Source organism: Enterobacter sp. 200527-13 (genome assembly GCF_027924865.1).
In the GTDB taxonomy this organism is placed as follows: Bacteria; Pseudomonadota; Gammaproteobacteria; order Enterobacterales; family Enterobacteriaceae; genus Enterobacter; species Enterobacter ludwigii.
Window position 1 is genome coordinate 1 of sequence record NZ_BSCM01000008.1, and the last position, 24,992, is coordinate 24,992.

Consider the following 24,992-nt stretch of genomic DNA (forward strand, 5'->3'; position numbering starts at 1 on the left):
CTCAGAAGTGAAACGCCGTAGCGCCGATGGTAGTGTGGGGTCTCCCCATGTGAGAGTAGGGAACTGCCAGGCATCAATTAAAAGAACCCCGTACCGTATGGTGCGGGGTTTTTTGCTTTGGGTTTTTCCCGTCGCCGGAGACGGCATCAGACTGCACACCGCCATACCAGCCCACGACCCTTAGTCTTTATCCTATAACTTACCTTGCTAACAGAAAATGTGATCTTACTCTCAATGTTATTTATAACAAAATAATAACATTTGCTTTACAAGATCGTGAGTTCGCAGGACTCAGCATGCCGTTTTTATGGCAGGAGCATAATCACAATGACAGAAAGCATAACATCGAACGGGACGCTGGCTGCCAGTGATTCCCGTAGAAGGGTATGGGCAATCGTCAGTGCCTCTTCAGGGAACCTGGTGGAATGGTTCGACTTTTACGTCTACTCATTCTGTTCACTTTACTTCGCACATATCTTCTTCCCGTCCGGCAACACCACCACACAGCTTCTGCAAACGGCTGGCGTATTTGCTGCGGGCTTCTTAATGCGCCCCATTGGTGGATGGTTGTTTGGACGGATCGCAGACCGTCGAGGACGTAAGGCATCCATGCTGATTTCGGTCTGCATGATGTGTTTTGGCTCGCTGGTGATCGCCTGTCTTCCCGGTTATGACGCTATCGGGACATGGGCGCCGGCTCTTTTGCTACTGGCTCGTCTGTTCCAGGGGCTTTCTGTTGGAGGAGAATACGGTACCAGCGCCACTTACATGAGTGAAATTGCCCTTGAGGGCCGGAAAGGGTTTTACGCCTCTTTCCAGTACGTCACGCTTATTGGTGGCCAGCTTCTGGCCATTCTGGTGGTGGTTATTCTGCAGCAGGTGCTTACCGACAGCCAGCTTCATGAGTGGGGATGGCGAATTCCTTTCGCGATGGGCGCTGTACTGGCGGTCGTCGCACTCTGGTTGCGTCGTCAGTTGGATGAAACCTCGCAAAAAGAGGTCCGGGCGCTGAAGGAGGCGGGGTCGTTTAAAGGGCTGTGGCGTAACCGCAAAGCTTTCCTGATGGTTCTCGGGTTCACCGCGGGCGGTTCTCTCAGCTTTTACACCTTCACCACCTACATGCAAAAATATCTGGTGAACACCACGGGCATGCACGCCAACGTCGCCAGCGCTATCATGACCGTCGCGTTGTTCGTCTTTATGCTGATTCAGCCACTTATTGGCGCGCTCTCCGATAAAATAGGGCGTCGCACGTCAATGCTGATCTTTGGCGGCATGTCCGCGTTATGTACTGTTCCCATTTTAACTGCGCTTCAGCACGTTTCCTCACCGTATGCCGCCTTTGGTCTGGTCATGCTGGCGATGGTCATTGTCAGTTTTTACACATCGATCAGTGGGATCCTGAAGGCTGAGATGTTCCCGGCACAGGTACGCGCTTTGGGGGTAGGGCTTTCTTATGCGGTCGCCAATGCGCTGTTCGGTGGCTCTGCGGAGTACGTCGCGCTGTCGCTTAAATCATGGGGTACGGAAACAACCTTCTTCTGGTACGTGACGGTGATGGGGGCACTGGCCTTTATTGTCTCCCTGATGCTGCATCGAAAGGGTAAAGGTATTCGTCTCTAATAGCGTGCCATCTGCCATACGGCATAGCCGGTCGTGGCGCCGGCTACGTCCCAGGCAAAGTCTTTCCAGCTCCAGCCGCTCCCCGCGGAGCGGCTATCCCACAGCTCTTTTGAAGCCCCAAGGCTTACAGAGAACATCAGGCCGATTGCCGCACTACGATCCCGACTGTACCCCTGATGTTGTGCATACTCATTACCGGCAGCGGACAATATCGCGGAGGCGAGAAAGTGTTGCGCTTTATCCTGCCCGGACCAGCTATCGTTAGCCATATGGCTACAGCCACTGAGAAAGAGAGCACTCAGCAAGAGAAGAATACGCATTAGCGGACTCCAAAAAAAAGCCCTGTCGCTGACAGGGCCTGGACATCACAGAATACGGCTGATAAGTCTGTCAATACGGATTCGACGCAGGCGACGAATAAGCTTGCGGACTTTCACCGGGTAATCGGCAATGCTCTGCAGTTCACGGTAATGCTGAACCACAGTGGTATGCGTGCGAATAAGCTCGAGCTCACGTTCACGACTGGTCGCTAACTCATGTTTCGGGTCATGGATCAGGATGGCATTTTCGAGATCCAGACGCCAGGCGCGAGGGTTGAGGTTATTGCCCGTAAGCAGCATCCATTCATCGTCGACCCACATCCCTTTCAGATGATAACTGTTGTCTTCATCTTTCCACAGACGCACGACCAGCTGGTCAGTGTTAACGTAATACTGTAAACGGCTCAGGAAACGGCGCAGGTTAATCTCATAGAGATAAGGGAGGGCACCGATAATCTTGAACGGTTGATCTTCAGGAATAAAGAAGTCGTTAGCCGTTTTGTCACCGACGATAATTTCAACTTTTTTACCATCACGCAGCAGCTGAATGATATTACGCACCAGCACGGCGGGAAGGTTGAAGTAAGGGGTGCAGATGATGAGTTTCTGCTCCGCACACGGCATCAGGTGGAAAATCGTTTTGTTCAGCAGGCTTGATTTGCCTAACCCCACCAGCGGTGTAACGGATAGCTCTTCGTTATTGGCATCGCCCTGGAAATGGTAGACCGCATCACGCAGTTCCTGGCGGAACGCGCGGATATCATTTTTAATTTCCGGGCTTTTAGGACGGTGTGGATCGTCAAGACGATTTACGCCGCGACCCTGTACTAAGTTCTTATCAACCCAATTAAACATGATATCCGCCATCTGCGGATTACGAACCAGATGGTAACGGTCATATCGATATTTATCGAGCTGATGAAGGTAAACATCATTCAGGCTCGCGCCGCTGTACAGCACGCTATCATCAATGATGAACCCTTTGAAATGAAGGACGCCGAGCGCTTCTCGGGTATTTACAGGTACGCCGTAAACGGGCACATCGACGCCAGGATTTTCCTGCGCCGTGCGGCAATACCAGTCAGCATTGGTGTTTGAAGCAGCAGCGCCTATACGGCCACGCTGAGCGCGGTGCCAGTCGACCAGCACGCGAATATCCAGTTCCGGACGTTGACGCTTGGCTTCATAGAGCGCATTTAAGATCGCGCGCCCACCTTCATCTTGTTCAAGATACAGGGCCACAATGCAAATGCGACGCGTAGCGCCGGCAATCTTTTCCAGAAGCGTCTCCCGAAAATGGGCGGGAGCGTAAAAGAACTCTACATCATCAACTGACTGAGAAATCTTCGGTAGTTGAGCAAGGTGTTGTTGATGTTTATTACGCTTAAATTTTGACAACATCACAGTGCGTTTCTTCTCTGTTCATTGAAGGGTTGTCTGTACCATGCAAACAACATAAGCGGACAATGATACCACCAGTCCCGTCCAAAGTGGGTAACATTTCCAGTAGCTTACTCGGCTTTATCCGCTGATATCAGGCTCAGGGATAAGGCCACAATACCTTCGTCCAGCTGAATATCAACGTCAAATCCAAGTTTTCGCGCCAGGGTCACCATACCGCGATTGTTAGGCATAGTAATGCCATTGAGGCGTAACAATCCGTGATCTCGCGTATAACTGATGAGTTTTTCCAGCAGCCGTCGCCCCAGACCCAACCCTTTCAGATCGGAGCGCACCAGCACAGCAAACTCCGCATCAACATTATCCGGGTCGGAAATAGCACGCGTAACGCCGAGGATCTCATCGCCCTTATCGGAACGACGGACGGCGACAAATGCCATTTCTCGATCGTAGTCGATCTGGGTCATATTGGCTAAATCATCGTGGGTAAATTCGTTGATTTCGCTAAAATAGCGATAGTAAAGATCCTCTTTCGTTACCTGAGAGATGAACGTGCGCAGCTGCGGTTCATCTTCCGGCAGGATAGGGCGGAACAACGCGCGCTCCCCGTTTTTCATCTCCACCCACTCCTCCAGCTGCAGAGGATACGGGCGGATCGCAAGGCGGCTCTCTCTGTCACCCTCGAAAGGCGCGATATCCAGCGTGACGTCCAGAGCCGTAAACTCACTGCCGGAGGCGAGCAGCGGGTGGATGTCCAGCCGCTGGATCTCCGCGCAATCAACAATCAGATTAGACACCTGCACCAGGAACTGACTCAACCCGGCAATATCAAGAGGGCGCAGCGCGCTTCGGCCCCGGATTTTTTTGCTTTTGATGGCCTGAATGATCAGATAACGCGCCAGGTTCATGTTCAGTGGTGGCAAAGCCACGACCGCCTGCTCCTCAGGACGCCACTCGACGCCGCCTTCCCCCAGCATGATAAGCGGGCCAAAGACAGGATCGTATTCAACCACCACGCGCAACTCCTGAGCGCCAGCGCGATTAGCCATGCTTTGCACCAGCAGTCCGTGGATCCGCGCCTGAGGCCAGGCCATTTTGACCCGGTCGAATATGGCATCAGCGGCTTGCTGTACCTCGGTCGCAGTCCGCAGGTATAACATCACCCCCTGGACATCAGACTTATGCGGGATATCCGGTGAGCGAAGCTTGAGGGCAACGGGATAGCCAATTTGTTCGGCAATATGCACGGCTTCGGCGCTGTCGCCGGCAATCCAGGTGGGCAGGGTTTGCATCCCGTAACTGCCCAGAATCGGCTGCACTTCGTGCGTATCAAGCGAGGTGGCTCCCTCTTCGATAGCCTGCTGTAAAAGCCGGTGAACATCGGCGGTGTTCGCCGTCAGGTTACCCGGTAAAGCCGGGGTTTCACGGAGCTGCTTCTGGTTGCGGCGATACTCCACCATATGCATAAACGCCGTAATCGTGCCTTCCGGAGTGCGGTAGGTGGGCAGACCGGCTTCACTGAACAGGCGTCGTGCCTCCTGGGAAGAGAACTCACCGCACCAGTTGGTCAGCAGAGTGACATATTTACCACGCGGATGGTTCCGGACGGCGTCAATCAGTGCGCGCGCGCTTTCACTCCCGGGAGCGACCGCGCTGGGGGAGTGAATAATCATCAGCGCGTCGAAATCCTGGCTATCCAGTAAAAGGGAGATCGCCCTGATATAGTGATCGCTACTGGCGTCATCGCGCAAATCGAGGGGATTGCCTGGGCTAACGCTTGCCGGCAGCGCCTCTTTCAGGCGTTGTAGCGTCTCCTCACCCAGGGTGGCCAGCTTGCCATTGCGCAGCCACAGTTCATCCAGTGCAAGTGCGGCAGGAGCCGCGCCATTACTGACAATCATTAACTTCTCACCGCGTAACGGACGCATATGGCTTAACGTCTCGACGGCGGAAAAAAGCTCGTGTGTATCCTGAACCCGTAGCAAACCTGCGCGTTGAATCGCGGCATCCCAGGCGGGATCCATGCCGGAATGCGACTGCAGCAGACGCTGGGCGGCGGGGCTACGCCCGCTTTTGATCACCAGAATCGGTTTGTTACGGGACGCGCTACGGGAAGCTGATACAAAACGACGGGCGTCGCTCAGGTGCTCAAGATAAAGAAGAATGGCGCTGGTTTTGCTGTCGCGAGCCAGAAAATCGAGCAGTTCATCAACGTCGATGTCCAGGCTGTCACCCAGAGCAATGAAGTAGGAAAACCCCATCTCACGCTGTTGCGCCCAGTCGAGGATCGTGTTCGATACCGCAGCCGATTGCGAAATAAATGCGAGTTTGCCTTGGCGGATAGGGACCGGGGAGAAGCTGGCATTCAGCCCTTGCCACGGGGCGAGCAGGCCCAGACTGTTTGGCCCAAGAATGCGCATCTGGTAGCGACTGGCGCATGCCAGAAGCTCCGGCTGCTGTTCGGGCGGAGACGAGAGAATAATGCAGGTTTTACATCCTTTCCTGCCGAGCGACTCCAGCAGGGCTGGATTACGTTTCGCATTTGTACACAGGATGGCAAGGTCCGGTATGAAAGGCAGGCTCTGCACGTCCGGCCATGCCAGCACCCCCTGAACAGCCTTATAGGCAGGCGTCACGGGCATGACGGGGCCATTAAATCCGCCGGCCAGCAGGTTACGCATCATCAGATAGCCTGCGCGATCCGGTTTCATTGATGCGCCGATAACGGCAATGGATTTAGGACGAAGTAGCGCTTCTAACCCTCGCTGGCTCATGCAGGCCTCCTGTGAATGCAAGCGACCTGATGATTTTAAACGTTTTCTGTCTCAGTTGCTGTGACGCTGCCCTTATGAACGGTTTTTCCTGCCAGGTAACGTTCACGAAAGCAGGAGAAATGGCTCCCCAGCGCACCTGCCGCGACGGTATCTCCCGCTAAATCCAGAAGGGCAATCGCCACTTCAGCGGTACAGTATTGCCCGTCAGCATGCGCTTCTCGCAGGCGGTAGGCCGAGACGCGTGAAAGGTCGACCGAAATCACCGGCAATGAATCGAGATAAGGACTTTTGCGGAACATTTTTCGCGCTTCGGTCCAGGTTCCGTCCAGCATAATAAACAGCGGCGGTTTACCTGATGGCGGTGCCGAAAGCACCTGGCGATCTTCGCCAGCATACGAGGCCGGAAATACGACCATTGGCTGATAGTCCGGGTTTGCTACTAAGTCGAGCAGGGCTTGAGGCGGTTCCGTGCGTGACCACTGAAATGCCGCGGTATCCGGCAGAATGTCGGCAATAAGGCGTCCGGTATTGCTGGGTTTCATTGGTTCGGTATCGAACATGACCAGGCAAAAACGACTCTTCGCCGTGCTCGGCGCAAGGGTCTCGCACAGACAAACTTTTAGCGGCAGCAGACAACGCTGACAGCGGCGAACACGATTGCCGCGGGCAAGAAAAGGGCGAGTCGCGCGGGCCAGGCGTGCGGCGCGCAGTTGAAGAACAGCGTTATCAGTCATGGGCGAAGTGCAGGAAAAACCCTATTTTCGCAGAGGAAGGAACGGGGCACAAGATGCGCCCCGTTAATGTTACAGCGATTCGTTTAACCAGCTATCAAACGGTGCTTTAGGAACAGCACCGTTAAGCATGTCGATCACTTCACCATTTTTGAAAATCATGATGGTTGGGATGCTGCGAATGCGAAAGCGTGCACTCAGCTCACGTTCTGCTTCGGTATTGACCTTAACAAAACGCATTTTGCCGCTGCGTTCTTCGGCAACATCCTCGAAGACAGGCGCGAAGCTACGGCACGGACCACACCACGGTGCCCAAAAATCGACAACCACCGGAAGATCGTCCTTGAGGAGTTTGTCCAGCGTAGCACCCGTAGCGTTGATAACATCGCCATCAAACAGTTCATGGCCACAACGCCCGCATTTCGCACCATCTTCAATCCGATCGTCCGGAATGCGATTAAGAGCCTGACAGTTGGCACATACGGTATTCATAACTAACCTCTGATAGAGCCGTGGGACAGCGGCAGAATGCCGATAATGTTTCTAATATGTTACATATTATCATTCAGCCTGTTTGAAACGACAATGCGTTTTATTCAATGAGAACAATAGTCACAGGCTTTTGTACGAATTTATGGCTATGAGCTTGCACATCGGGTAATCTGCGCGCTTCGCGCAGCGCTGGTGGAGAAAAGCATGAACGACGAAATGAAAAACAAAAGCGGCAAGGTCAAAGTGATGTATGTCCGCAGTGATGATGACTCTGATAAACGCACCCAAAATCCGCGTACCGGAAAAGGTGGCGGGCGTCCGGCGTCTTCTCGTGCAGACGGTGGCCGTCGCCCCGCCCGCGATGACAGAAATAACCGCGGTGATGACCGCAAACGTGATGACCGCAAGCGTGACGATCGCAAACGCGATGATTTCTCGCGCGAGGGTTCATCCCCCTGGCGTACCGTTTCTCGCGCCCCTGGTGATGAGGCGCCTGAAAAAGCCGATCACGGCGGCATCAGCGGGAAAAGCTTTATTGACCCGGAAGTGCTGCGCCGTCAGCGTGCAGAAGAGACCCGAGTCTATGGCGAGAACGCCTGCCAGGCGCTGTTCCAGAGCCGTCCTGAGTGCATCGTTCGCGCATGGTTTATCCAGAGCGTAACCCCGCGCTTTAAAGAAGCGCTGCGCTGGATGGCGGCAAACCGTAAAGCCTACCATGTGGTGGATGACGCTGAGCTGACGAAAGCATCAGGCACTGAACACCACGGTGGCGTGTGCTTCCTGATCAAAAAACGTAACGGGACTACCGTACAGCAGTGGGTTAGCCAGGCGGAAGCCGATGACTGCGTGCTGGCACTTGAAGATGTGGGCAACCCACATAATCTGGGTGCAATGATGCGTAGCTGCGCGCACTTTGGCGTGAAAGGCGTGCTGTTACAGGATGCCGCGCTGCTGGAATCGGGTGCCGCGATCCGTACTGCAGAGGGCGGGGCAGAGCATGTTCAGCCGATCACCGGCGACAGCGTTCTGGATGCCATTGAGCAGTTCCGTAATGCGGGATATGCCATCGTCACGACCTCCAGCCATGCCGCTACGCCGCTGTTTAAAGCGACACTGCCGCGTAAAATGGTGCTGGTGCTGGGTCAGGAGCGTGATGGCCTGTCGGATGCTGTGCTTTCCAGCGCGGATCTGAGCGTCTCTATCGACGGTACAGGCAATGTTGAAAGTCTGAACGTTTCCGTTGCGACTGGCGTACTGCTGGCGGAATGGTGGCGTCAGAATAAAGCATAATACTGTGCGTCGGATGTGCCCGCTAAAACGGGCACATCCGATGCGTTACTCACTCTCAGCCGGTAACACTGGCATCCAGTCAATTGGCGTTTCGTCACGTTTTTCCAGCCACTCGTTCGCCAGAACAAAATGATTACAACCAAAGAAACCACGATGCGCTGACAGCGGTGACGGATGCGGTGCCTTCAGGACATGATGACGCTGCCTGTCGATAATCGCCCCTTTCTTCTGCGCGTGGGAACCCCACAGTAAAAACACCACCCCTTCACGATGCTCGTTGATAAGGCTGATGACTTTATCGGTTAAGGTTTCCCAGCCCAGGCTGGCGTGAGAATGTGCCTGACCGGCACGTACGGTGAGTACCGTATTCAGTAACAGCACGCCCTGGCGCGCCCAGCTTTCCAGATAACCATGCGTGGGCCGGGTAAAGCCGGGCACGGTCTTTTCGAGTTCTTTGTACATGTTCAGAAGCGAAGGGGGGATAGCAACCCCAGGACGTACAGAGAAAGCAAGCCCGTGAGCCTGTCCCGGTCCGTGGTAAGGATCCTGGCCGAGGATAACCACTTTCACATCGCTGAGCTCGGTATAGCGAAACGCGTTGAAAACATCTTTTTGTAGTGGATAAATCGTCTGGCCAGACTGCCGCTCTGCCGCAACGGTGCTGAGGGTGTTAATAAAATAGGGCTGCTGTTTCTCTTCTGCCAGCACATCGTGCCAGGTCAACAGTGTCGTCATCTCGCTCTCCTGCGAATCACATTCTGCGCCTAGCTTAACCGCTAAAACCCGGGGTGCAAAATCCCAGGCATAAAATCACCGTAAGTCATTCAATTTATTTTGAATGGATGCGAAAGGAGTTGAGCTGGTAAAGCAATGAAATTGATCTGGAACAATAAAATCAAACCACACTCTTTGTGTGGTTGGTGTTTTTGTTGATTTAAATCAATAAATGACCGGGGTGCGAGTGATATATATACACACAAGAAACAATGGTTTTACCAATTGGCCGCGCAAGGCCGACACCAGTTAATGTAGCCTAAGGGAGGCAACACATGATTACAGGTATCCAGATTACTAAAGCTGCAAATGACGACCTGCTCAACTCTTTCTGGCTGCTGGACAGCGAGAAAAATGAAGCGCGCTGTGTAGTAGCGAAAGCGGGTTTTGCTGAAGATGAAATCGTTCCGGTGAACAAACTGGGCGAAATCGAATACCGTGAAATCCCAATGGAAGTAAAACCGGAAGTGCGCGTTGAAGGTGGTCAGCACCTGAACGTGAACGTGCTGCGCCGTGAAACGCTGGAAGATGCGGTTAAGCACCCGGAAAAATACCCACAGCTGACAATTCGTGTATCAGGTTATGCAGTACGTTTTAACTCTCTGACCCCGGAACAGCAGCGCGACGTTATTGCGCGTACCTTTACTGAAAGCCTGTAAGGTTTCAGTCTCGGGGGTGGAATAAAAAAGCCGGGGTTTTCCCCGGCTTTTTTTTACTCTTCAGTTTTCGTCTCTGGTGCGGCAGAGCTTGGTTTACGGCGCTTACCAATATTCTTGGTATCGCGGTGGCGCTGCTTCACGCGCGGCTTCTCTTTTTCTTTCTCTTTTTTCTCAGCACGTTTTGCGAGCGCTTTTTTAGACGGTTTGCCCGTCATTTTTTCACTCGGTGCACGTGTGGTCGGGCGAAGCTCATCAATAACGCGTGCTTTCAGTGGCTCATCGACGTAGCGGCCAATTTTCTGCAGCAGCAGGTAGTCATGCGCTTCGACCAGAGAGATCGCGATACCTTTGCGTCCGGCACGGCCGGTACGGCCAATGCGGTGCAGATAGGTGTCGCCGCTGCGTGGCATATCGAAGTTAATGACGTGACTGACGTCCGGAATGTCGATCCCGCGTGCAGCAACGTCTGTTGCGACCAGCACGTTCACGCGACCATCAGTCAGACGTTTAATCCCTTCGGTACGCTTAACCTGCGCCATCTCGCCTTCGAGATAGCAGTTATTGATCCCGGCATTACGCAGCATTTCAGCCAGTTCATGCACACGCTCGCGCTTACGCACAAAGACGATGGTACGGGTGGCATCGTCCTGCTTCAGCAGGTGCTTAAGTAACTCAACCTTATGTTCAAGGTTATCTGCACGGTAATACCACTGGTGGATCTTCTTGCGTTCGCGCGTGGACGGTGTCGCGGAAACTTCCACCGGATCTTCCAGCAGGCGCTCTGCGAAGTCTTTGATCGCGTCACCTTCAAGGGTGGCAGAGAACAGCATCGTCTGGTTACGCCAGCGTGTCTCACCCGCGATATGTTCGATATCCTGCGCGAAGCCCATGTCCAGCATGCGGTCAGCTTCATCCAGAATCAGTGTTTCTACCGCGCGGCAGTCGAAGTTCTCTTCTTTAATGTACTGCAGCAGGCGACCGGTCGTCGCAACGACGATGTCCTGATTTTCGCTGAACACTTCGGCGTGGTTCATATACGCAACGCCGCCAGTGATCGTGGCGATATCCAGATGGGTATTGGCCGCCAGCTCGCGGGCGTGATCGGCAACCTGCATCGCCAGCTCGCGCGTCGGCGTCAGGATCAAAATACGCGGCGGGCCTGATTTTTTACGTGGAAAATCGAGCAGATGCTGCAACACAGGCAGCAAGTAAGCTGCTGTCTTCCCCGTGCCGGTTGGCGCAGAACCGAGCACATCGCGGCCCTCAAGCGCAGGCGGAATGGCCGCTGCCTGAATGGCGGTCGGGCGTGTAAAGCCTTTGCTCTCAAGTGCATTGAGCAGGCTTTCATCGAGTTCAAGTTCGGAAAAAGTCGTTACAGTCATGTTCTACCTCTGTGTGGGGCGCTGATTATAGACGTTACGGCTGTAATCTTCATCTGTTTGTATGGATATCGCTTTGCGGCCACTTCGCTTTCCCCTATGCTACTCCAGTTTCACTTAGAAGGTTGCCCTGACATGTCTCAACTCAAAGCGCAGTTGCGCCGCGATGGTTTTACGTTTAAACAATTTTTTGTCGCTCACGATCGCTGTGCCATGAAAGTCGGTACAGACGGTATTTTACTGGGTGCCTGGGCACCTGTCGCAGGTGTAAAGCGTATTCTGGATATTGGGACGGGCAGCGGGCTGTTGGCGCTGATGCTGGCGCAACGTACCGAAGCGCATGTCACCATAGATGCGGTGGAGCTGGATGCGCAGGCGGCAGAGCAGGCGAGTGAAAATGCGGCTGAATCTCCGTGGGCCGCCCGGATTAACGTTGAATGTGCAGATGTGCTCGACTGGACGCCGGAGCAAACCGCGCGTTACGACCTGATTGTCAGCAATCCTCCCTACTACGCGCCCGGAGTTGAGTGCGGAACGCCTGAGCGTGAACAGGCCCGTTATACCGGCTCCCTCGACCATAAGGCGCTGCTGATCAGTGCCGCAGAACTTATTTCAGAAGAGGGTTTTTTCTGCGTGGTTCTGCCAGAAAGCACCGGCAATGCGTTTATTGGCATAGCGCAAGAGATTGGCTGGAAATTACGTTTACGCACCGATATTGCAGATACCGAAGGGCGATTGCCGCACCGTGTGCTGCTGGCGCTCTCACCCAAAGAAGGTGAATGCTTTAACGACCGAATGGTGATCCGTGGGCCAGACCAGCGTTATTCCGAAGATTACACCGCTCTGACCCAGGCGTTTTATCTGTTTATGTGAACCTGCGGGGAGAGGATCGACGGGCCGGACTCGGCCAGTTGATCGGGGTAGTCGAGGGTATAGTGCAAACCGCGGCTCTCTTTGCGCATCATCGCGCAGCGAACAATCAATTCGGCAACCTGAACCAGATTGCGCAGCTCCAGCAGATTATTGGATACGCGGAAATTGGCATAATATTCATCGATTTCCTGCTGCAGCATCGTGATACGGCGTAATGCGCGTTCAAGACGTTTCGTGGTCCGCACAATCCCGACGTAGTCCCACATAAACAGCCGCAGTTCGTGCCAGTTATGCTGAATAACGACCAGTTCATCCGGGTTCTCCACGCGGCTTTCATCCCAGGCAGGCAGGTTTTCAGTCTGACGGGCGTAAGGCATGCGCTTCGTGATATCTTCCGCGGCAGACCAGCCGTAAACCAGACACTCCAGCAGTGAGTTCGACGCCATCCGATTCGCGCCATGAAGCCCGGTATAACTTACTTCACCGATAGCATACAGGCCATCCACATCGGTGCGACCGTGATCGTCAACCATTACGCCCCCGCAGGTATAGTGAGCGGCAGGCACGATGGGCACCGAATCGCGGGTTAAATCAATCCCCAGACCCAGCAGCTTTTCGTAGATCATCGGGAAATGCTGGCGGATAAACTCTGCCGGCTTATGGCTGATGTCCAGATACATGCAGTCCACGCCAAGACGCTTCATTTCATGGTCGATGGCGCGGGCAACGATATCGCGCGGTGCCAGCTCGCCCCTGGGGTCAAAGTCCGGCATAAAGCGGGAGCCGTCAGGACGTTTCAGGTATGCGCCTTCACCGCGCAGGGCTTCCGTCAACAGGAAATTACGCGCCTGAGGATGGAACAGGGCGGTCGGGTGAAACTGGTTGAATTCAAGGTTTGCCACGCGACAACCGGCGCGCCAGGCCATGGCGATCCCGTCTCCGGAGGCAATATCGGGGTTGGTGGTATACTGATACACTTTGGATGCACCGCCAGTCGCCAGCACTACGGCCTTCGCCTGACAGGTCTCAACCTTCTCTTTATTGCGATTCCAGACCCAGGCACCCACGACACGACGCGTACCCGGAAGGCCAATCTTGTCGGAAATAATCAGGTCAACGGCATTGCTGCGCTCAAGGACCCGAATGTTAGGATGGCTGAGGGCTTTGCTGACCAGTGTGGTTTCGACTTCTTTACCGGTAGCGTCTGCGGCATGCAGGATACGGCGGTGGCTATGCCCGCCTTCGCGGGTCAGGTGGTAACTCTCTTCACCGTTTGGCTGCACCTGTGTATCAAATAATACGCCCTGATCGATCAACCACTGCACGCAATGACGGGCATTACTGGCCACAAACTCTGCGGCATGTGCATCCACGATCCCGGCCCCGGCAATCAGCGTATCGTCGACATGCGACGCAATGCTGTCTGTCTCATCAAACACGGCGGCAATACCGCCCTGGGCATAAAACGTAGAACCTTCACTTATCGGCCCTTTGCTCAGAACGATTACGCTCTGATGTTCGGCCAGACGCAGTGCCAGGGAGAGACCGGCAGCGCCGCTACCGATGATCAGTACATCACAATGCAGTTCAGGTGTTGTGTTCATGATTTTTGTTTAATTTACTAAACAGTGTTTGGTCAGAATAGCATCCGAATGCGAGATATCGCACGTTTTTTTTGATGTGAGTTGTAACCGCTAAACTCGAGGCGGAGGATTAAAACCACGTAAAAGAAAGAAAATATTTTGCGAAGCAGATCGTTAGCGTCAGATTTTGTGGTGAAATAAAGACTGGGTTGCGTTACTCTTCTGGCGGGAAAAGAGATGTTTCTTGTCATAAAGTGGTGCGTATCGTGAACAGACTTATAATGAGAGAAAATGAACAGTCTGCGGCGCGATGAACAAAAACAAAGGCGTTACGGAACTTATTGAAGATCAGACACTCTAATTCGGTGCTTGCTCAAAGTGCGGTTTTTTAAGAGTGGCGTTTCGATAACGCGTGGAATTTAGGTTTGGGGAGACATTACCTCGGATGAGCGAGCAGTTAACGGACCAGGTCCTGGTTGAACGGGTCCAGAAGGGAGATCAGAAAGCCTTTAACTTACTGGTGGTGCGCTACCAGCATAAGGTGGCGAGCCTGGTTTCCCGCTATGTACCGTCAGGCGATGTGCCTGATGTAGTACAAGAGTCTTTTATTAAGGCCTATCGCGCGCTGGATTCATTCCGGGGAGATAGTGCTTTTTATACCTGGCTGTACCGTATTGCGGTCAATACGGCAAAGAATTATCTGGTCGCTCAGGGCCGCCGTCCGCCTTCAAGTGATGTGGACGCAATCGACGCCGAAAACTTCGAAAGTGGCGGTGCGCTGAAAGAAATTTCGAACCCTGAGAACTTAATGTTGTCAGAAGAACTGAGACAAATCGTTTTTCGCACGATCGAGTCGCTCCCGGAAGATTTACGCATGGCAATTACGTTACGGGAGTTGGATGGTTTGAGCTATGAAGAGATAGCCGCCATCATGGATTGTCCGGTCGGCACGGTACGTTCACGTATTTTCCGTGCGCGAGAAGCAATTGATAATAAAGTTCAACCGCTTATCAGGCGTTGACGATAGCGGGATACTGGAAAAGGTATTAGGCATGCAGAAAGAAAAACTTTCCGCTTTAATGGATGGTGAAACGCTGGATAGTGAGCTGCTCAACGAGCTGTCTCATTCTCCCGAAATGCAAGAGACCTGGGAGAGTTACCATCTCATTCGTGACACCCTTCGCGGTGACACCGGCGAGGTTCTCCATTTCGATATCTCAGCTCGCGTGATGGCGGCCATTGAAAATGAGCCTGTCCGTCAGACCACTCCGCTGATTCCTGAAGCTCAACCTGCGCCTCACCAGTGGCAGAAAATGCCGTTCTGGCACAAGGTGCGTCCGTGGGCCAGCCAGCTCACCCAAATGGGTGTGGCTGCATGCGTATCGCTTGCAGTTATCGTTGGCGTCCAGCACTATAATACTCAGTCTGAAACTAATCAGCAGCCAGAAGCGCCAGTGTTCAACACACTGCCGATGATGGGCAAAGCCAGCCCGGTAAGTTTGGGTGTTCCGGCTGATGCATCCGCCAGCGGCGGCCAGCAACAGCAGGTTCAGGAGCAACGCCGTCGCATTAATGCGATGTTGCAGGATTACGAGTTGCAGCGTCGTCTGCACTCTGAACAGCTTCAGTTTGAGCAGGCACAAACCCAGCAAGCGGCTGTGCAGGTGCCCGGAAACCAAACTTTAGGAACGCAATCGCAGTAATGAAGCAACTTTGGTTCGCCATGTCTCTGATGGCGGGTAGCCTGTTCTTCTCTGCCAACGCCTCGGCTGATGTTTCATCCGGGGCGTTGTTGCAGCAAATGAATCTGGCCAGCCAGTCACTCAATTACGAGTTGGCATTTATCAGTATCAATAAGCAGGGCGTCGAGTCGTTACGATACCGCCATGCCCGTCTTGATAACCAGCCGCTCGCCCAGCTTTTACAGATGGATGGCCCGCGTCGGGAAGTTGTCCAGCGTGGTAACGAAATCAGTTATTTCGAACCCGGTCTGGAGCCTTTCACGCTGAATGGCGATTATATCGTCGATTCTCTGCCATCGCTTATCTACACCGACTTCAAACGTCTTGCGCCTTACTATGATTTCATTTCAGTAGGGCGTACGCGCATTGCGGACAGACTGTGTGAGGTGATCCGCGTTGTTGCCCGTGACGGAACGCGCTACAGCTATATCGTCTGGATTGACGCCGAAACCAAGCTGCCAATGCGTGTAGACCTGCTTGACCGTGATGGTGAAACGCTGGAACAGTTCCGCGTTATCTCCTTTAGCGTGAACAATCAGGTGGGTAATAGCATGCAGAATCTGGCGAAAGCCAGCCTGCCGCCGCTGCTTTCGGTACCGGCGGGTGATTCCGTCAACTTCAACTGGGTTCCTTCCTGGATCCCGCAAGGGTTTAGCGAAGTCTCCAGCAGCCGTCGACAACTGCCAACCATTGAAACACCGGTTGAATCGCGTCTTTATTCCGATGGTTTGTTCAGTTTCTCGGTGAACATTAACCGCGCATCGGCAAACAGTTCTGAACAAATGCTGCGTACCGGACGCAGGACGGTCAGCACCACGGTTCGCGATAACGCAGAGATCACCATTGTGGGTGAATTACCGCCACAAACGGCGAAGCGTATTTCCGACAGCATTAAATTCAGGGCTGCACAATGATTAAAGAGTGGGCTACGGTCGTATCGTGGCAGAATGGCATTGCGCTGGTGAGCTGTGATGTTAAGGCCTCATGCAATAGCTGTGCTTCCAGAGCCGGTTGCGGTAGCCGCGTGCTGAATAAGCTCGGGCCGCAAACCTCGCATACCATTTCCGTGCCAAGCGATCGGCCGCTGATGGTGGGGCAAAAGGTGGAGCTGGGAATTGCAGAAGGTAGCCTGCTCACGTCCGCCATGCTGGTTTATCTCTCTCCGCTGGTGGGGCTGTTTGTTATGGGCGGCGTATTCCAGATGCTGTTTGGTACCGATGTGGCCGTCATGTGTGGTGCGGCATTGGGCGGCGTAGGGGGATTCTGGCTGGCCAAAGCTCTCTCCCCGAAGCTTGCCGCACGCGAAGAGTGGCAGCCTGTTATTCTCAGCGTTGGGCTGGCACCCGACCAGCTTCGTGTTGAGACGCTCTCTTCTGAGGCCCGGTGATCCATCGGGCTTTGTCCTTTTTTACGTCCTAAAACAGAAAACGTCATTTCTTCACGCTATACCTGGCGCTAAGTACATTTCCAGGTAACGGGGATGTAGTGTAGAATGCGGCGTTTTCGCACTGAAAAACGTCAGGCTAAGAACAGCGGCCTCCAGGAATTCGTAAGGCATAATTATTTAACTATATGAAGAACATACGTAACTTTTCGATCATTGCTCACATTGACCACGGTAAGTCGACGCTGTCTGACCGTATTATCCAGATTTGCGGTGGCCTGTCTGATCGTGAAATGGAAGCCCAGGTTCTGGACTCCATGGACCTGGAACGCGAACGCGGTATCACCATCAAAGCGCAGAGCGTTACGCTTGATTACAAAGCGGCTGATGGCGAAATCTATCAGCTGAACTTTATCGACACCCCAGGCCACGTTGACTTCTCCTATGAAGTTTCACGCTCGCTGGCGGCCTGTGAAGGCGCGCTGCTGGTTGTGGATGCCGGGCAGGGCGTTGAAGCCCAGACCCTGGCAAACTGCTACACCGCGATGGAAATGGATCTCGAGGTTGTGCCGGTTCTGAACAAAATTGACCTGCCAGCTGCCGATCCTGAGCGCGTAGCGGAAGAGATTGAAGATATTGTCGGCATCGACGCGACCGATGCGGTGCGCTGCTCCGCTAAAACGGGCGTGGGCGTGACCGACGTGCTGGAACGCCTGGTGCGTGATATCCCGGCACCAGAAGGTGACCCGGATGCCCCGCTGCAGGCGCTGATCATCGACTCCTGGTTTGATAACTACCTGGGCGTTGTCTCGCTGGTGCGTATTAAAAACGGCACCATGCGTAAAGGCGACAAAATCAAGGTAATGAGTACTGGCCAGGTTTACAACGCTGACCGTCTGGGTATTTTCACACCAAAACAGGTTGACCGTACCGAGCTGAAATGTGGCGAAGTAGGCTGGCTGGTCTGCGCCATTAAAGACATCCTCGGTGCGCCAGTGGGCGATACCCTGACCGGTGCACGTAACCCGGCAGACAAAGCGCTGCCAGGCTTTAAAAAGGTTAAACCGCAGGTTTACGCGGGTCTGTTCCCGGTCAGCTCTGACGACTATGAAAACTTCCGTGATGCGCTCGGCAAGCTGAGCCTCAACGATGCTTCCCTGTTCTATGAACCAGAAAGCTCCACGGCGCTGGGCTTCGGCTTCCGCTGCGGCTTCCTTGGTCTGCTGCACATGGAGATCATCCAGGAGCGTCTGGAGCGTGAATACGATCTGGATCTGATCACCACGGCACCGACCGTTGTGTACGAAGTGCAGACCACCAACAAAGAGATCGTCTACGTCGATAGCCCGTCCAAGCTGCCGCCGCTGAACAATATCGAAGAACTGCGCGAGCCCATTGCAGAGTGTCATATGCTGCTGCCGCAGGAGTTCCTGGGTAACGTTATTACGCTGTGTATTGAGAAGCGTGGCGTACAGACCAACATGGTTTACCACGGTAATCAGGTTGCGCTGACGTACGAAATCCCTATGGCGGAAGTGGTCCTCGACTTCTTCGATCGTCTGAAGTCTACCTCTCGTGGCTATGCGTCACTGGATTACAACTTCAAACGCTTCCAGGCGTCTAACATGGTGCGTGTGGACGTGCTGATCAACGGCGAGCGTGTGGATGCGCTGGCACTGATCACTCACAACGACAATGCGCCATACCGTGGCCGTGAGCTGGTTGAGAAGATGAAAGAGCTGATCCCGCGTCAGCAGTTTGATATCGCGATTCAGGCCGCCATCGGTAACCACATTATTGCCCGTTCTACTGTGAAACAGCTGCGTAAAAACGTTCTGGCGAAATGCTACGGCGGTGACGTCAGCCGTAAGAAAAAGCTGCTGCAGAAACAGAAAGAAGGTAAGAAGCGTATGAAGCAGGTCGGTAACGTCGAACTGCCGCAGGAAGCATTCCTTGCCATCCTTCATGTTGGTAAAGACGGCAAATAACCCTAAGGAGTTGGCATGGCGAACATGTTTGCCCTGATTCTGGTCATTGCTACCCTGGTGACAGGTTTGTTGTGGTGTCTGGATAAGTTTATTTTCGCCCCAAAACGCCATGAACGTCAGGCTGCCGCACAGGCAGCCACTGGCGATGGGCTGGACGCGAAAACCCTGAAGAAAGTCGGCCCGAAACCGGGCTGGCTGGAAACCGGGGCATCGGTATTTCCGGTGCTGGCGATTGTGCTGGTTGTCCGCTCGTTTATTTACGAGCCGTTCCAGATCCCGTCTGGTTCAATGATGCCAACGCTGCTGATTGGCGATTTTATTCTGGTTGAGAAGTTTGCCTACGGGATTAAAGATCCGATCTACCAGAAAACGCTGATCGAAACCGGTCATCCAAAACGTGGCGACATCGTGGTGTTTAAATACCCGGAAGATCCGCGTCTGGATTACATCAAGCGTGCAGTGGGTCTGCCGGGTGATAAAGTCACCTACGATCCGGTGGCGAAAGAAGTTACCGTTCAGCCTGGCTGCAGCTCCGGTACCGCGTGTGAAAACGCGCTGCCAATCACTTACTCAAACGTTGAGCCAAGTGATTTTGTGCAGACCTTTGCTCGCCGTAACGGCGGTGAAGCGACCAGCGGTTTCTTCCAGGTGCCTAAAGGCGAGACCAAAGAGGACGGTATTCGCCTGGTTGAACGTAAAGAGACGCTGGGTGATGTGACCCACCGTATCCTCACCGTGCCAATCGCGCAGGATCAAGTGGGGATGTACTACCGGCAGCCAGGCCAACAGCTGGCCAGTTGGATCGTACCACCGGGACACTACTTCATGATGGGTGATAACCGCGATAATTCCGCGGACAGCCGTTACTGGGGCTTTGTGCCGGAAGCGAATCTGGTAGGTAAAGCGACCGCTATCTGGATGAGTTTTGAGAAGCAGGAAGGCGAATGGCCGACCGGCGTTCGCCTGAATCGTATCGGCGGGATCCATTAATTCTCATTAAATGAACGCGTAGCCGCGTTAATTAGCGGCTACGTGAATTATTTCAGCGATAAATCTCTTTGGACTAACGACATCCCCTGTCGTTGTGTATAGAATATTCCCCCGAAGTTTAAGGTTGGCCCTGCAAGGGTGCCACGGCACACGAAACCGCGTTGGTCTTCTCAGGTCGGTTTCGTGTGCTGCATTTTTGACGCATTCATTTACTGGTATCGCATGAACCCCATCGTAATTAATCGGCTTCAACGGAAGCTGGGCTACACTTTTCATCATCAGGAGTTGTTGCAACAGGCATTAACCCACCGCAGTGCCAGCAGCAAGCATAATGAGCGCCTCGAGTTCCTGGGTGACTCTATTTTAAGTTTCGTGATCGCGAATGCGCTTTATCATCGTTTCCCACGTGTGGACGAAGGTGATATGAGCCGCATGCGCGCGACGCTGGTTCGGGGTAATACCCTGGCGGAAATCGCTCGTGAATTTGAACTGGGCGAATGTCTGCGACTTGGGCCGGGTGAACTGAAAAGCGGCGGCTTCCGTCGTGAATCTATTCTTGCCGACACGGTCGAAGCATTAATTGGTGGTGTGTTCCTGGACAGCGATATTCAGACCGTAGAAAAGCTGATCCTTAACTGGTATCAAACCCGTCTGGACGAAATCAGTCCGGGCGATAAACAAAAAGATCCGAAAACGCGTCTGCAGGAATATTTGCAGGGTCGCCACCTCCCGCTGCCATCCTATCTGGTGGTGCAGGTGCGGGGCGAAGCGCACGATCAGGAATTTACCATCCATTGCCAGGTCAGTGGCCTGAGTGAACCGGTGGTCGGCACAGGTTCTAGTCGTCGTAAGGCTGAACAGGCTGCCGCCGAACAGGCGTTAAAAATGCTGGAGCTGGAATGAGCGAAGAAAAAACGTATTGCGGGTTTATTGCCATCGTCGGACGTCCGAACGTTGGCAAATCTACCCTGTTGAATAATCTGCTTGGGCAGAAAATTTCCATTACTTCCCGTAAGGCGCAGACCACGCGTCACCGCATCGTCGGTATCCACACGGAAGGCGCCTATCAGGCGATCTACGTTGATACCCCGGGCCTGCACATGGAAGAGAAGCGCGCCATCAACCGCCTGATGAACAAGGCGGCGAGCAGCTCGATTGGCGACGTAGAGCTGGTGATTTTCGTGGTGGAAGGCACCCGCTGGACGCCTGACGACGAAATGGTGCTGAACAAACTGCGCGACGGTAAAACGCCGGTGATCCTTGCGGTCAACAAAGTGGACAACGTGCAGGAAAAAGCCGATCTGCTGCCGCATCTGCAGTGGCTGGGAAGCCAGATGAACTTCCTTGATATCGTCCCGCTGTCTGCCGAGACCGGTCTGAACGTCGATACCATCGCAGGCATCGTGCGCAAACATCTGCCGGAAGCGATTCATCACTTCCCGGAAGATTACATCACCGATCGTTCTCAGCGCTTTATGGCCTCTGAGATCATCCGTGAAAAACTGATGCGTTTCCTCGGCGCGGAACTGCCGTACTCCGTAACGGTTGAGATTGAACGTTTTCAGACCAACGAACGCGGCGGCTATGACATCAACGGCCTGATCCTCGTTGAGCGTGAAGGGCAGAAGAAGATGGTGATCGGCAACAAAGGTGCCAAGATCAAAACCATCGGCATTGAAGCGCGCAGAGACATGCAGGACATGTTTGAAGCCCCGGTTCACCTTGAACTGTGGGTGAAGGTGAAATCAGGCTGGGCCGATGATGAGCGTGCATTGCGCAGCCTCGGTTACGGCGACGACGTCTAAGACTGAACATCGTGGATGGATGGCAGCGTGCCTTTGTCCTCCATAGCCGTCCGTGGAGCGAGACCAGCCTTATGCTGGACGTTTTCACGGAAGAGTCGGGCCGTGTGCGCCTTGTTGCTAAAGGCGCACGTTCCAAACGCTCCGGCCTGAAGGGCGCCTTACAGCCTTTCACTCCGCTGCTGGTACGTTTCGGCGGGCGTGGGGAAGTCAAAACCCTGCGCAGTGCCGAAGCCGTCTCTCTGGCGCTCCCCCTTTCTGGTATCACGCTGTACAGCGGTCTCTATGTCAACGAACTCATCTCACGTGTTCTGGAGCATGAGACTCGCTTCTCTGAACTTTTCTTTGATTACCTGCACTGTATCCAGGCGCTGGCCGGCGCTACCGGTACGCCCGAACCTGCCCTGCGTCGTTTTGAGCTGGCGCTGCTTGGACACCTGGGCTATGGGGTCGATTTTTTGCATTGTGCAGGGAGCGGAGACGAGGTAGAGGATGCGATGACCTATCGCTACCGTGAAGAAAAAGGCTTTATCGCCAGCGTCGTGATAGATAACAGCACCTTTACCGGGCGACAGCTTAGAGCGCTGTATGCGCGTGAGTTTCCCGATCAGGATACCCTTCGCGCAGCAAAACGCTTTACCCGGATTGCGCTCAAGCCGTATCTTGGCGGCAAGCCCTTAAAGAGCCGCGAATTGTTCAGGCAGTTTATGCCGAAACGTTAACGTATCAGACCCTCGCTCCAGCCCTCTTATTGAGGGAGAGGGAGGCAGGGACACGAACTAAAATACCGAGGATTGTCATGGCTGAATTACTGTTAGGCGTCAACATTGATCACATCGCCACGCTGCGTAATGCACGCGGCACGGCTTATCCCGATCCGGTTCAGGCGGCGTTCATCGCTGAGCAGGCTGGCGCCGATGGCATTACCGTTCACCTGCGTGAAGACCGCCGTCATATTACCGACCGCGATGTGCGCATTTTGCGTCAGACGCTGGACACCCGCATGAACCTGGAGATGGCGGTCACGGAAGAGATGCTGACGATTGCCTGCGAGACGAAGCCGCATTTCTGCTGCCTGGTACCGGAAAAACGTCAGGAAGTGACCACCGAAGGGGGCCTGGACGTGGCGGGTCAACGCGACAAAATGCGTGATGCCTGCAAGCGTCTGGCTGAGGCAGGTATCCTGGTCTCTCTGTTCATCGACGCCGATGTAGCACAGATCAAAGCGGCTGCCGAAGTGGGCGCGCCCTATATTGAAATTCATACCGGCTGTTACGCTGATGCGAAAGACGAAACTACGCAGGCCAAAGAGCTGGAGCGTATCGCCAATGCGGCCACCTATGCCGCGAGCCTGGGGCTGAAAGTTAACGCCGGGCATGGCCTGACCTACCATAACGTCAAGGCCATTGCAGCCCTGCCAGAAATGCATGAGCTGAATATCGGCCACGCTATTATTGGCCGTGCGGTAATGAGTGGCCTGAAAGAGGCGGTCTCAGAAATGAAACGCCTGATGCTGGAAGCGCGTCAGTAATGGCTATTCTGGGCTTAGGCACCGATATCGTTGAAATAGCCCGCATTGAAGCGGTGATCGCCCGTAGCGGCGATCGCCTGGCACGACGCGTGCTGAGCGATAACGAATGGGCCATCTGGGAGACGCATCAGCAGCCGGTACGTTTTCTGGCCAAGCGCTTTGCCGTCAAAGAGGCGGCAGCGAAAGCCTTCGGCACCGGTATTCGTAATGGTCTGGCGTTTAATCAGTTTGAAGTGTTTAACGATGAGCTGGGTAAACCACGCCTGCGTTTATGGGGTGAGGCGCAAACGCTGGCAGAGAAACTCGGCGTAAATCACATGCATGTGACGCTCGCCGATGAACGCCACTACGCCTGCGCGACGGTAATTATCGAAAGTTAAAGTTTGTCCGCGTGATGCAGCAGGACAAACTTATCCCAAAGCTGCTCTTCGCTCTCGACGTGTGCCGGATCCTTCAGGATGGTATTGGGGATTGGGCACACTTTCTGACAGGTCGGCGTTTCGTAGTGGCCGATGCATTCAGTGCAGCGGTCGCTGTTAATCTCATAAATGCTCTCGCCCATCGAAATCGCCTGGTTCGGGCATTCCGGTTCGCACATATCGCAATTGATGCATTTTTTGGTGATTAACAGCGCCATCAGGAAATTCTCAGAAACAACACAAACAGGGCGGGCATTATACGCTCATTACCTGTTCAAACCAGTTTTTTTACCAGCTCTTCACTGTGCCGGATACGCTCTGGCGCGTGCTCCAGATCCTGTTGCACCAGGGCCATAAACAGCAGGTCGGTCAACATCATCTGCGCACTTGTCGAGGAGATCGCCGCGCTGCGCGTGGCCTGCTCTTCCGCGATAGTATATAAACAGCGCGTAGCCCGCTGCTGCAGCGCGTTGGGAGTAAACCCGGTGATGGCCAGAATCTTACCGCCTACGCGTAAGGCTTCATCGGTAGCCATATTGATCTCGCGGCGTTCGCCGGAATAGGAGATCGCCAGCAGCAGATCGTTAGCATCCATCGCCTGCACGGTCGCCAGCAGGGCGTGCATATCCTGCTCGACAATGGCGTTGTAACCTATTTTTGTCAGCTTCCAGCCAAAGTTACGTGCCACCAGTCCGGACGCGCCTATCCCGGTCAAAATAATACGTCGCGCTGCACGCAGCATCGCCACGCTTTCCAGTAATTTTTCTTCGGTATTCACATCAAGGGTGGCATGCATGGCCGCGACATTCTCTTTGATGAGCTTCTCTCCCACCAGACGCATCGGGTCATCGCCACGAATCTGATTATGCACCGGCATCGACTGCGGATTGGGGTTACTCACCAGCGCTTCGCTAATCGCCAGCTTGAGAGCCGGGAAGCCTTTAAAGCCAATCTTCTGGGCAAATTTCACCACGCTCGACTGACTCACTCCGGCCTCACTCGCCAGCTGCTGCGAGCTGAGATGGCGGGCATGGTCGGGCTGAGAGAGCAGAAAATCCGCCAGCTTTTTATCGCTTTGAGCAAAGCCTGCATAACGCTGGCGAATGCGAATTAAACAGTTCATAGGTTCTCCTGGCGAAATTGTGATTGTCTGCGCAAATACGAATTTTGCTCGCCTGAATGAATTTTATATTCCATTATAGTGAGATTATTATGAATTAAAAATTCTTGAGGTACA

At 53.8% G+C, this 24,992-nt stretch carries 25 protein-coding genes; 15 read left to right on the forward strand and 10 right to left on the reverse strand.

The genetic code is table 11. From position 1 onward, the window contains the following. Nucleotides 1-327: 327 nt before the first annotated feature. Nucleotides 328-1,623 carry an MFS transporter gene (locus tag QMG44_RS19825; RefSeq protein ID WP_020882991.1) on the forward strand — a complete coding sequence of 432 codons (1,296 nt, stop codon included), beginning with the start codon at nucleotides 328-330 and terminating at the stop codon, nucleotides 1,621-1,623. Here the strand turns inward: QMG44_RS19825 and QMG44_RS19830 are convergent. The 5 genes from QMG44_RS19830 to trxC all read right to left on the reverse strand — a co-directional run bounded on the left by QMG44_RS19830 (nucleotide 1,620) and on the right by trxC (nucleotide 7,341). Next, on the reverse strand, nucleotides 1,620-1,943 hold the full coding sequence (locus QMG44_RS19830; RefSeq protein WP_086532206.1) for a YfiM family lipoprotein: 324 nt from the start codon (nucleotides 1,941-1,943) through the stop codon (nucleotides 1,620-1,622). The genes QMG44_RS19825 and QMG44_RS19830 overlap by 4 nt on opposite strands. 45 nt (nucleotides 1,944-1,988) lie before the next feature. Continuing rightward, nucleotides 1,989-3,344, reverse strand: a complete 1,356-nt coding sequence (pssA, locus tag QMG44_RS19835; protein WP_086532207.1) for a CDP-diacylglycerol--serine O-phosphatidyltransferase — start codon at nucleotides 3,342-3,344, stop codon at nucleotides 1,989-1,991. 110 nt (nucleotides 3,345-3,454) lie between these two features. Then, a complete protein-coding gene (gene pat, locus QMG44_RS19845; RefSeq protein WP_063924699.1) occupies nucleotides 3,455-6,118 on the reverse strand; it encodes a bifunctional acetate--CoA ligase family protein/GNAT family N-acetyltransferase in 2,664 nt (887 codons plus the stop codon). A gap of 35 nt (nucleotides 6,119-6,153) precedes the next feature. Next, complete coding sequence (gene tapT, locus QMG44_RS19850) at nucleotides 6,154-6,852, reverse strand: tRNA-uridine aminocarboxypropyltransferase (protein ID WP_047743101.1); 699 nt, start codon at nucleotides 6,850-6,852, stop codon at nucleotides 6,154-6,156. Between the two features lie 69 nt (nucleotides 6,853-6,921). Then, nucleotides 6,922-7,341, reverse strand: coding sequence for a thioredoxin TrxC (gene trxC / locus QMG44_RS19855; RefSeq protein WP_014171226.1), 420 nt, complete (start codon nucleotides 7,339-7,341; stop codon nucleotides 6,922-6,924). Nucleotides 7,342-7,545: 204 nt separating this feature from the next. On the opposite strand from trxC, the gene QMG44_RS19860 reads away from it, so the two are divergent. Then, nucleotides 7,546-8,631, forward strand: a complete 1,086-nt coding sequence (locus QMG44_RS19860; RefSeq protein ID WP_063214627.1) for a tRNA/rRNA methyltransferase — start codon at nucleotides 7,546-7,548, stop codon at nucleotides 8,629-8,631. 45 nt (nucleotides 8,632-8,676) lie between these two features. On the opposite strand, the gene ung is transcribed toward QMG44_RS19860, so the two are convergent. Next, nucleotides 8,677-9,366 carry a uracil-DNA glycosylase gene (gene ung, locus QMG44_RS19865; RefSeq protein ID WP_086532208.1) on the reverse strand — a complete coding sequence of 230 codons (690 nt, stop codon included), beginning with the start codon at nucleotides 9,364-9,366 and terminating at the stop codon, nucleotides 8,677-8,679. 314 nt (nucleotides 9,367-9,680) lie between these two features. Between ung and grcA the strand changes: the two genes are divergently transcribed. Further along, nucleotides 9,681-10,064, forward strand: coding sequence for an autonomous glycyl radical cofactor GrcA (grcA, locus tag QMG44_RS19870; protein WP_013098327.1), 384 nt, complete (start codon nucleotides 9,681-9,683; stop codon nucleotides 10,062-10,064). 53 nt (nucleotides 10,065-10,117) lie between these two features. Here grcA and srmB read toward each other — a convergent pair whose 3' ends face one another. Continuing rightward, entirely contained in the window at nucleotides 10,118-11,446 is a 1,329-nt protein-coding gene (gene srmB / locus QMG44_RS19875; RefSeq protein ID WP_020882998.1) for an ATP-dependent RNA helicase SrmB, read from the reverse strand. Nucleotides 11,447-11,578: 132 nt separating this feature from the next. Here srmB and QMG44_RS19880 point away from each other — a divergent pair, with 132 nt between their 5' ends. Then, complete coding sequence (locus QMG44_RS19880; RefSeq protein WP_032680478.1) at nucleotides 11,579-12,316, forward strand: tRNA(1)(Val) (adenine(37)-N(6))-methyltransferase TrmN; 738 nt, start codon at nucleotides 11,579-11,581, stop codon at nucleotides 12,314-12,316. Here the strand turns inward: QMG44_RS19880 and nadB are convergent. Beyond that, on the reverse strand, nucleotides 12,301-13,920 hold the full coding sequence (gene nadB / locus QMG44_RS19885) for an L-aspartate oxidase (protein ID WP_020883000.1): 1,620 nt from the start codon (nucleotides 13,918-13,920) through the stop codon (nucleotides 12,301-12,303). The genes QMG44_RS19880 and nadB overlap by 16 nt on opposite strands. Nucleotides 13,921-14,344: 424 nt before the next feature. Between nadB and rpoE the strand changes: the two genes are divergently transcribed. The 11 genes from rpoE to acpS all read left to right on the forward strand — a co-directional run bounded on the left by rpoE (nucleotide 14,345) and on the right by acpS (nucleotide 23,716). Beyond that, nucleotides 14,345-14,920, forward strand: a complete 576-nt coding sequence (rpoE, locus tag QMG44_RS19890) for an RNA polymerase sigma factor RpoE (RefSeq protein WP_006176728.1) — start codon at nucleotides 14,345-14,347, stop codon at nucleotides 14,918-14,920. 31 nt (nucleotides 14,921-14,951) lie between these two features. Continuing rightward, nucleotides 14,952-15,602 (forward strand): anti-sigma-E factor RseA, encoded by a 651-nt coding sequence (gene rseA / locus QMG44_RS19895; RefSeq protein ID WP_025203448.1) that lies wholly within the window; start codon nucleotides 14,952-14,954, stop codon nucleotides 15,600-15,602. Further along, nucleotides 15,602-16,555, forward strand: a complete 954-nt coding sequence (rseB, locus tag QMG44_RS19900) for a sigma-E factor regulatory protein RseB (protein ID WP_014171218.1) — start codon at nucleotides 15,602-15,604, stop codon at nucleotides 16,553-16,555. Before rseA ends, rseB begins: the two co-directional genes overlap by 1 nt. Next, entirely contained in the window at nucleotides 16,552-17,028 is a 477-nt protein-coding gene (gene rseC, locus QMG44_RS19905) for a SoxR-reducing system protein RseC (protein ID WP_281853259.1), read from the forward strand. The genes rseB and rseC overlap by 4 nt, the downstream gene beginning before the upstream one ends. 185 nt (nucleotides 17,029-17,213) lie before the next feature. Continuing rightward, nucleotides 17,214-19,013: a translation elongation factor 4 gene (gene lepA / locus QMG44_RS19910; RefSeq protein ID WP_014171216.1), complete on the forward strand. Its 1,800-nt coding sequence runs from the start codon at nucleotides 17,214-17,216 to the stop codon at nucleotides 19,011-19,013. Between the two features lie 15 nt (nucleotides 19,014-19,028). Next, a complete protein-coding gene (gene lepB, locus QMG44_RS19915; protein WP_014171215.1) occupies nucleotides 19,029-20,003 on the forward strand; it encodes a signal peptidase I in 975 nt (324 codons plus the stop codon). Between the two features lie 222 nt (nucleotides 20,004-20,225). Next, nucleotides 20,226-20,906, forward strand: coding sequence for a ribonuclease III (gene rnc / locus QMG44_RS19920; protein WP_003860711.1), 681 nt, complete (start codon nucleotides 20,226-20,228; stop codon nucleotides 20,904-20,906). Further along, nucleotides 20,903-21,808, forward strand: a complete 906-nt coding sequence (gene era, locus QMG44_RS19925) for a GTPase Era (RefSeq protein WP_014171212.1) — start codon at nucleotides 20,903-20,905, stop codon at nucleotides 21,806-21,808. Before rnc ends, era begins: the two co-directional genes overlap by 4 nt. An 11-nt stretch (nucleotides 21,809-21,819) precedes the next feature. Beyond that, complete coding sequence (gene recO / locus QMG44_RS19930) at nucleotides 21,820-22,527, forward strand: DNA repair protein RecO (RefSeq protein WP_014171211.1); 708 nt, start codon at nucleotides 21,820-21,822, stop codon at nucleotides 22,525-22,527. 77 nt (nucleotides 22,528-22,604) lie between these two features. Continuing rightward, nucleotides 22,605-23,336: a pyridoxine 5'-phosphate synthase gene (pdxJ, locus tag QMG44_RS19935; protein WP_014171210.1), complete on the forward strand. Its 732-nt coding sequence runs from the start codon at nucleotides 22,605-22,607 to the stop codon at nucleotides 23,334-23,336. Continuing rightward, nucleotides 23,336-23,716, forward strand: a complete 381-nt coding sequence (gene acpS, locus QMG44_RS19940) for a holo-ACP synthase (protein WP_014171209.1) — start codon at nucleotides 23,336-23,338, stop codon at nucleotides 23,714-23,716. The genes pdxJ and acpS overlap by 1 nt, the downstream gene beginning before the upstream one ends. On the opposite strand, the gene QMG44_RS19945 is transcribed toward acpS, so the two are convergent. Both QMG44_RS19945 and QMG44_RS19950 read right to left on the reverse strand, forming a co-directional pair. Then, nucleotides 23,713-23,973: a YfhL family 4Fe-4S dicluster ferredoxin gene (locus QMG44_RS19945; RefSeq protein ID WP_020883006.1), complete on the reverse strand. Its 261-nt coding sequence runs from the start codon at nucleotides 23,971-23,973 to the stop codon at nucleotides 23,713-23,715. The genes acpS and QMG44_RS19945 overlap by 4 nt on opposite strands. 56 nt (nucleotides 23,974-24,029) lie before the next feature. Beyond that, nucleotides 24,030-24,878: a MurR/RpiR family transcriptional regulator gene (locus QMG44_RS19950; protein ID WP_014171207.1), complete on the reverse strand. Its 849-nt coding sequence runs from the start codon at nucleotides 24,876-24,878 to the stop codon at nucleotides 24,030-24,032. Nucleotides 24,879-24,992 lie beyond the last annotated feature (114 nt).

What these genes read in the sequence shown, in the direction of transcription:
- QMG44_RS19825 (WP_020882991.1), top strand. Translation starts at nt 328, where the DNA reads ATGACAGAAAGCATAACATCGAACGGGACGCTGGCTGCCAGTGATTCC.
- QMG44_RS19830 (WP_086532206.1), bottom strand. Translation starts at nt 1,943, where the DNA reads ATGCGTATTCTTCTCTTGCTGAGTGCTCTCTTTCTCAGTGGCTGTAGC.
- pssA (WP_086532207.1), bottom strand. Translation starts at nt 3,344, where the DNA reads ATGTTGTCAAAATTTAAGCGTAATAAACATCAACAACACCTTGCTCAA.
- pat (WP_063924699.1), bottom strand. Translation starts at nt 6,118, where the DNA reads ATGAGCCAGCGAGGGTTAGAAGCGCTACTTCGTCCTAAATCCATTGCC.
- tapT (WP_047743101.1), bottom strand. Translation starts at nt 6,852, where the DNA reads ATGACTGATAACGCTGTTCTTCAACTGCGCGCCGCACGCCTGGCCCGC.
- trxC (WP_014171226.1), bottom strand. Translation starts at nt 7,341, where the DNA reads ATGAATACCGTATGTGCCAACTGTCAGGCTCTTAATCGCATTCCGGAC.
- QMG44_RS19860 (WP_063214627.1), top strand. Translation starts at nt 7,546, where the DNA reads ATGAACGACGAAATGAAAAACAAAAGCGGCAAGGTCAAAGTGATGTAT.
- ung (WP_086532208.1), bottom strand. Translation starts at nt 9,366, where the DNA reads ATGACGACACTGTTGACCTGGCACGATGTGCTGGCAGAAGAGAAACAG.
- grcA (WP_013098327.1), top strand. Translation starts at nt 9,681, where the DNA reads ATGATTACAGGTATCCAGATTACTAAAGCTGCAAATGACGACCTGCTC.
- srmB (WP_020882998.1), bottom strand. Translation starts at nt 11,446, where the DNA reads ATGACTGTAACGACTTTTTCCGAACTTGAACTCGATGAAAGCCTGCTC.
- QMG44_RS19880 (WP_032680478.1), top strand. Translation starts at nt 11,579, where the DNA reads ATGTCTCAACTCAAAGCGCAGTTGCGCCGCGATGGTTTTACGTTTAAA.
- nadB (WP_020883000.1), bottom strand. Translation starts at nt 13,920, where the DNA reads ATGAACACAACACCTGAACTGCATTGTGATGTACTGATCATCGGTAGC.
- rpoE (WP_006176728.1), top strand. Translation starts at nt 14,345, where the DNA reads ATGAGCGAGCAGTTAACGGACCAGGTCCTGGTTGAACGGGTCCAGAAG.
- rseA (WP_025203448.1), top strand. Translation starts at nt 14,952, where the DNA reads ATGCAGAAAGAAAAACTTTCCGCTTTAATGGATGGTGAAACGCTGGAT.
- rseB (WP_014171218.1), top strand. Translation starts at nt 15,602, where the DNA reads ATGAAGCAACTTTGGTTCGCCATGTCTCTGATGGCGGGTAGCCTGTTC.
- rseC (WP_281853259.1), top strand. Translation starts at nt 16,552, where the DNA reads ATGATTAAAGAGTGGGCTACGGTCGTATCGTGGCAGAATGGCATTGCG.
- lepA (WP_014171216.1), top strand. Translation starts at nt 17,214, where the DNA reads ATGAAGAACATACGTAACTTTTCGATCATTGCTCACATTGACCACGGT.
- lepB (WP_014171215.1), top strand. Translation starts at nt 19,029, where the DNA reads ATGGCGAACATGTTTGCCCTGATTCTGGTCATTGCTACCCTGGTGACA.
- rnc (WP_003860711.1), top strand. Translation starts at nt 20,226, where the DNA reads ATGAACCCCATCGTAATTAATCGGCTTCAACGGAAGCTGGGCTACACT.
- era (WP_014171212.1), top strand. Translation starts at nt 20,903, where the DNA reads ATGAGCGAAGAAAAAACGTATTGCGGGTTTATTGCCATCGTCGGACGT.
- pdxJ (WP_014171210.1), top strand. Translation starts at nt 22,605, where the DNA reads ATGGCTGAATTACTGTTAGGCGTCAACATTGATCACATCGCCACGCTG.
- acpS (WP_014171209.1), top strand. Translation starts at nt 23,336, where the DNA reads ATGGCTATTCTGGGCTTAGGCACCGATATCGTTGAAATAGCCCGCATT.
- QMG44_RS19945 (WP_020883006.1), bottom strand. Translation starts at nt 23,973, where the DNA reads ATGGCGCTGTTAATCACCAAAAAATGCATCAATTGCGATATGTGCGAA.
- QMG44_RS19950 (WP_014171207.1), bottom strand. Translation starts at nt 24,878, where the DNA reads ATGAACTGTTTAATTCGCATTCGCCAGCGTTATGCAGGCTTTGCTCAA.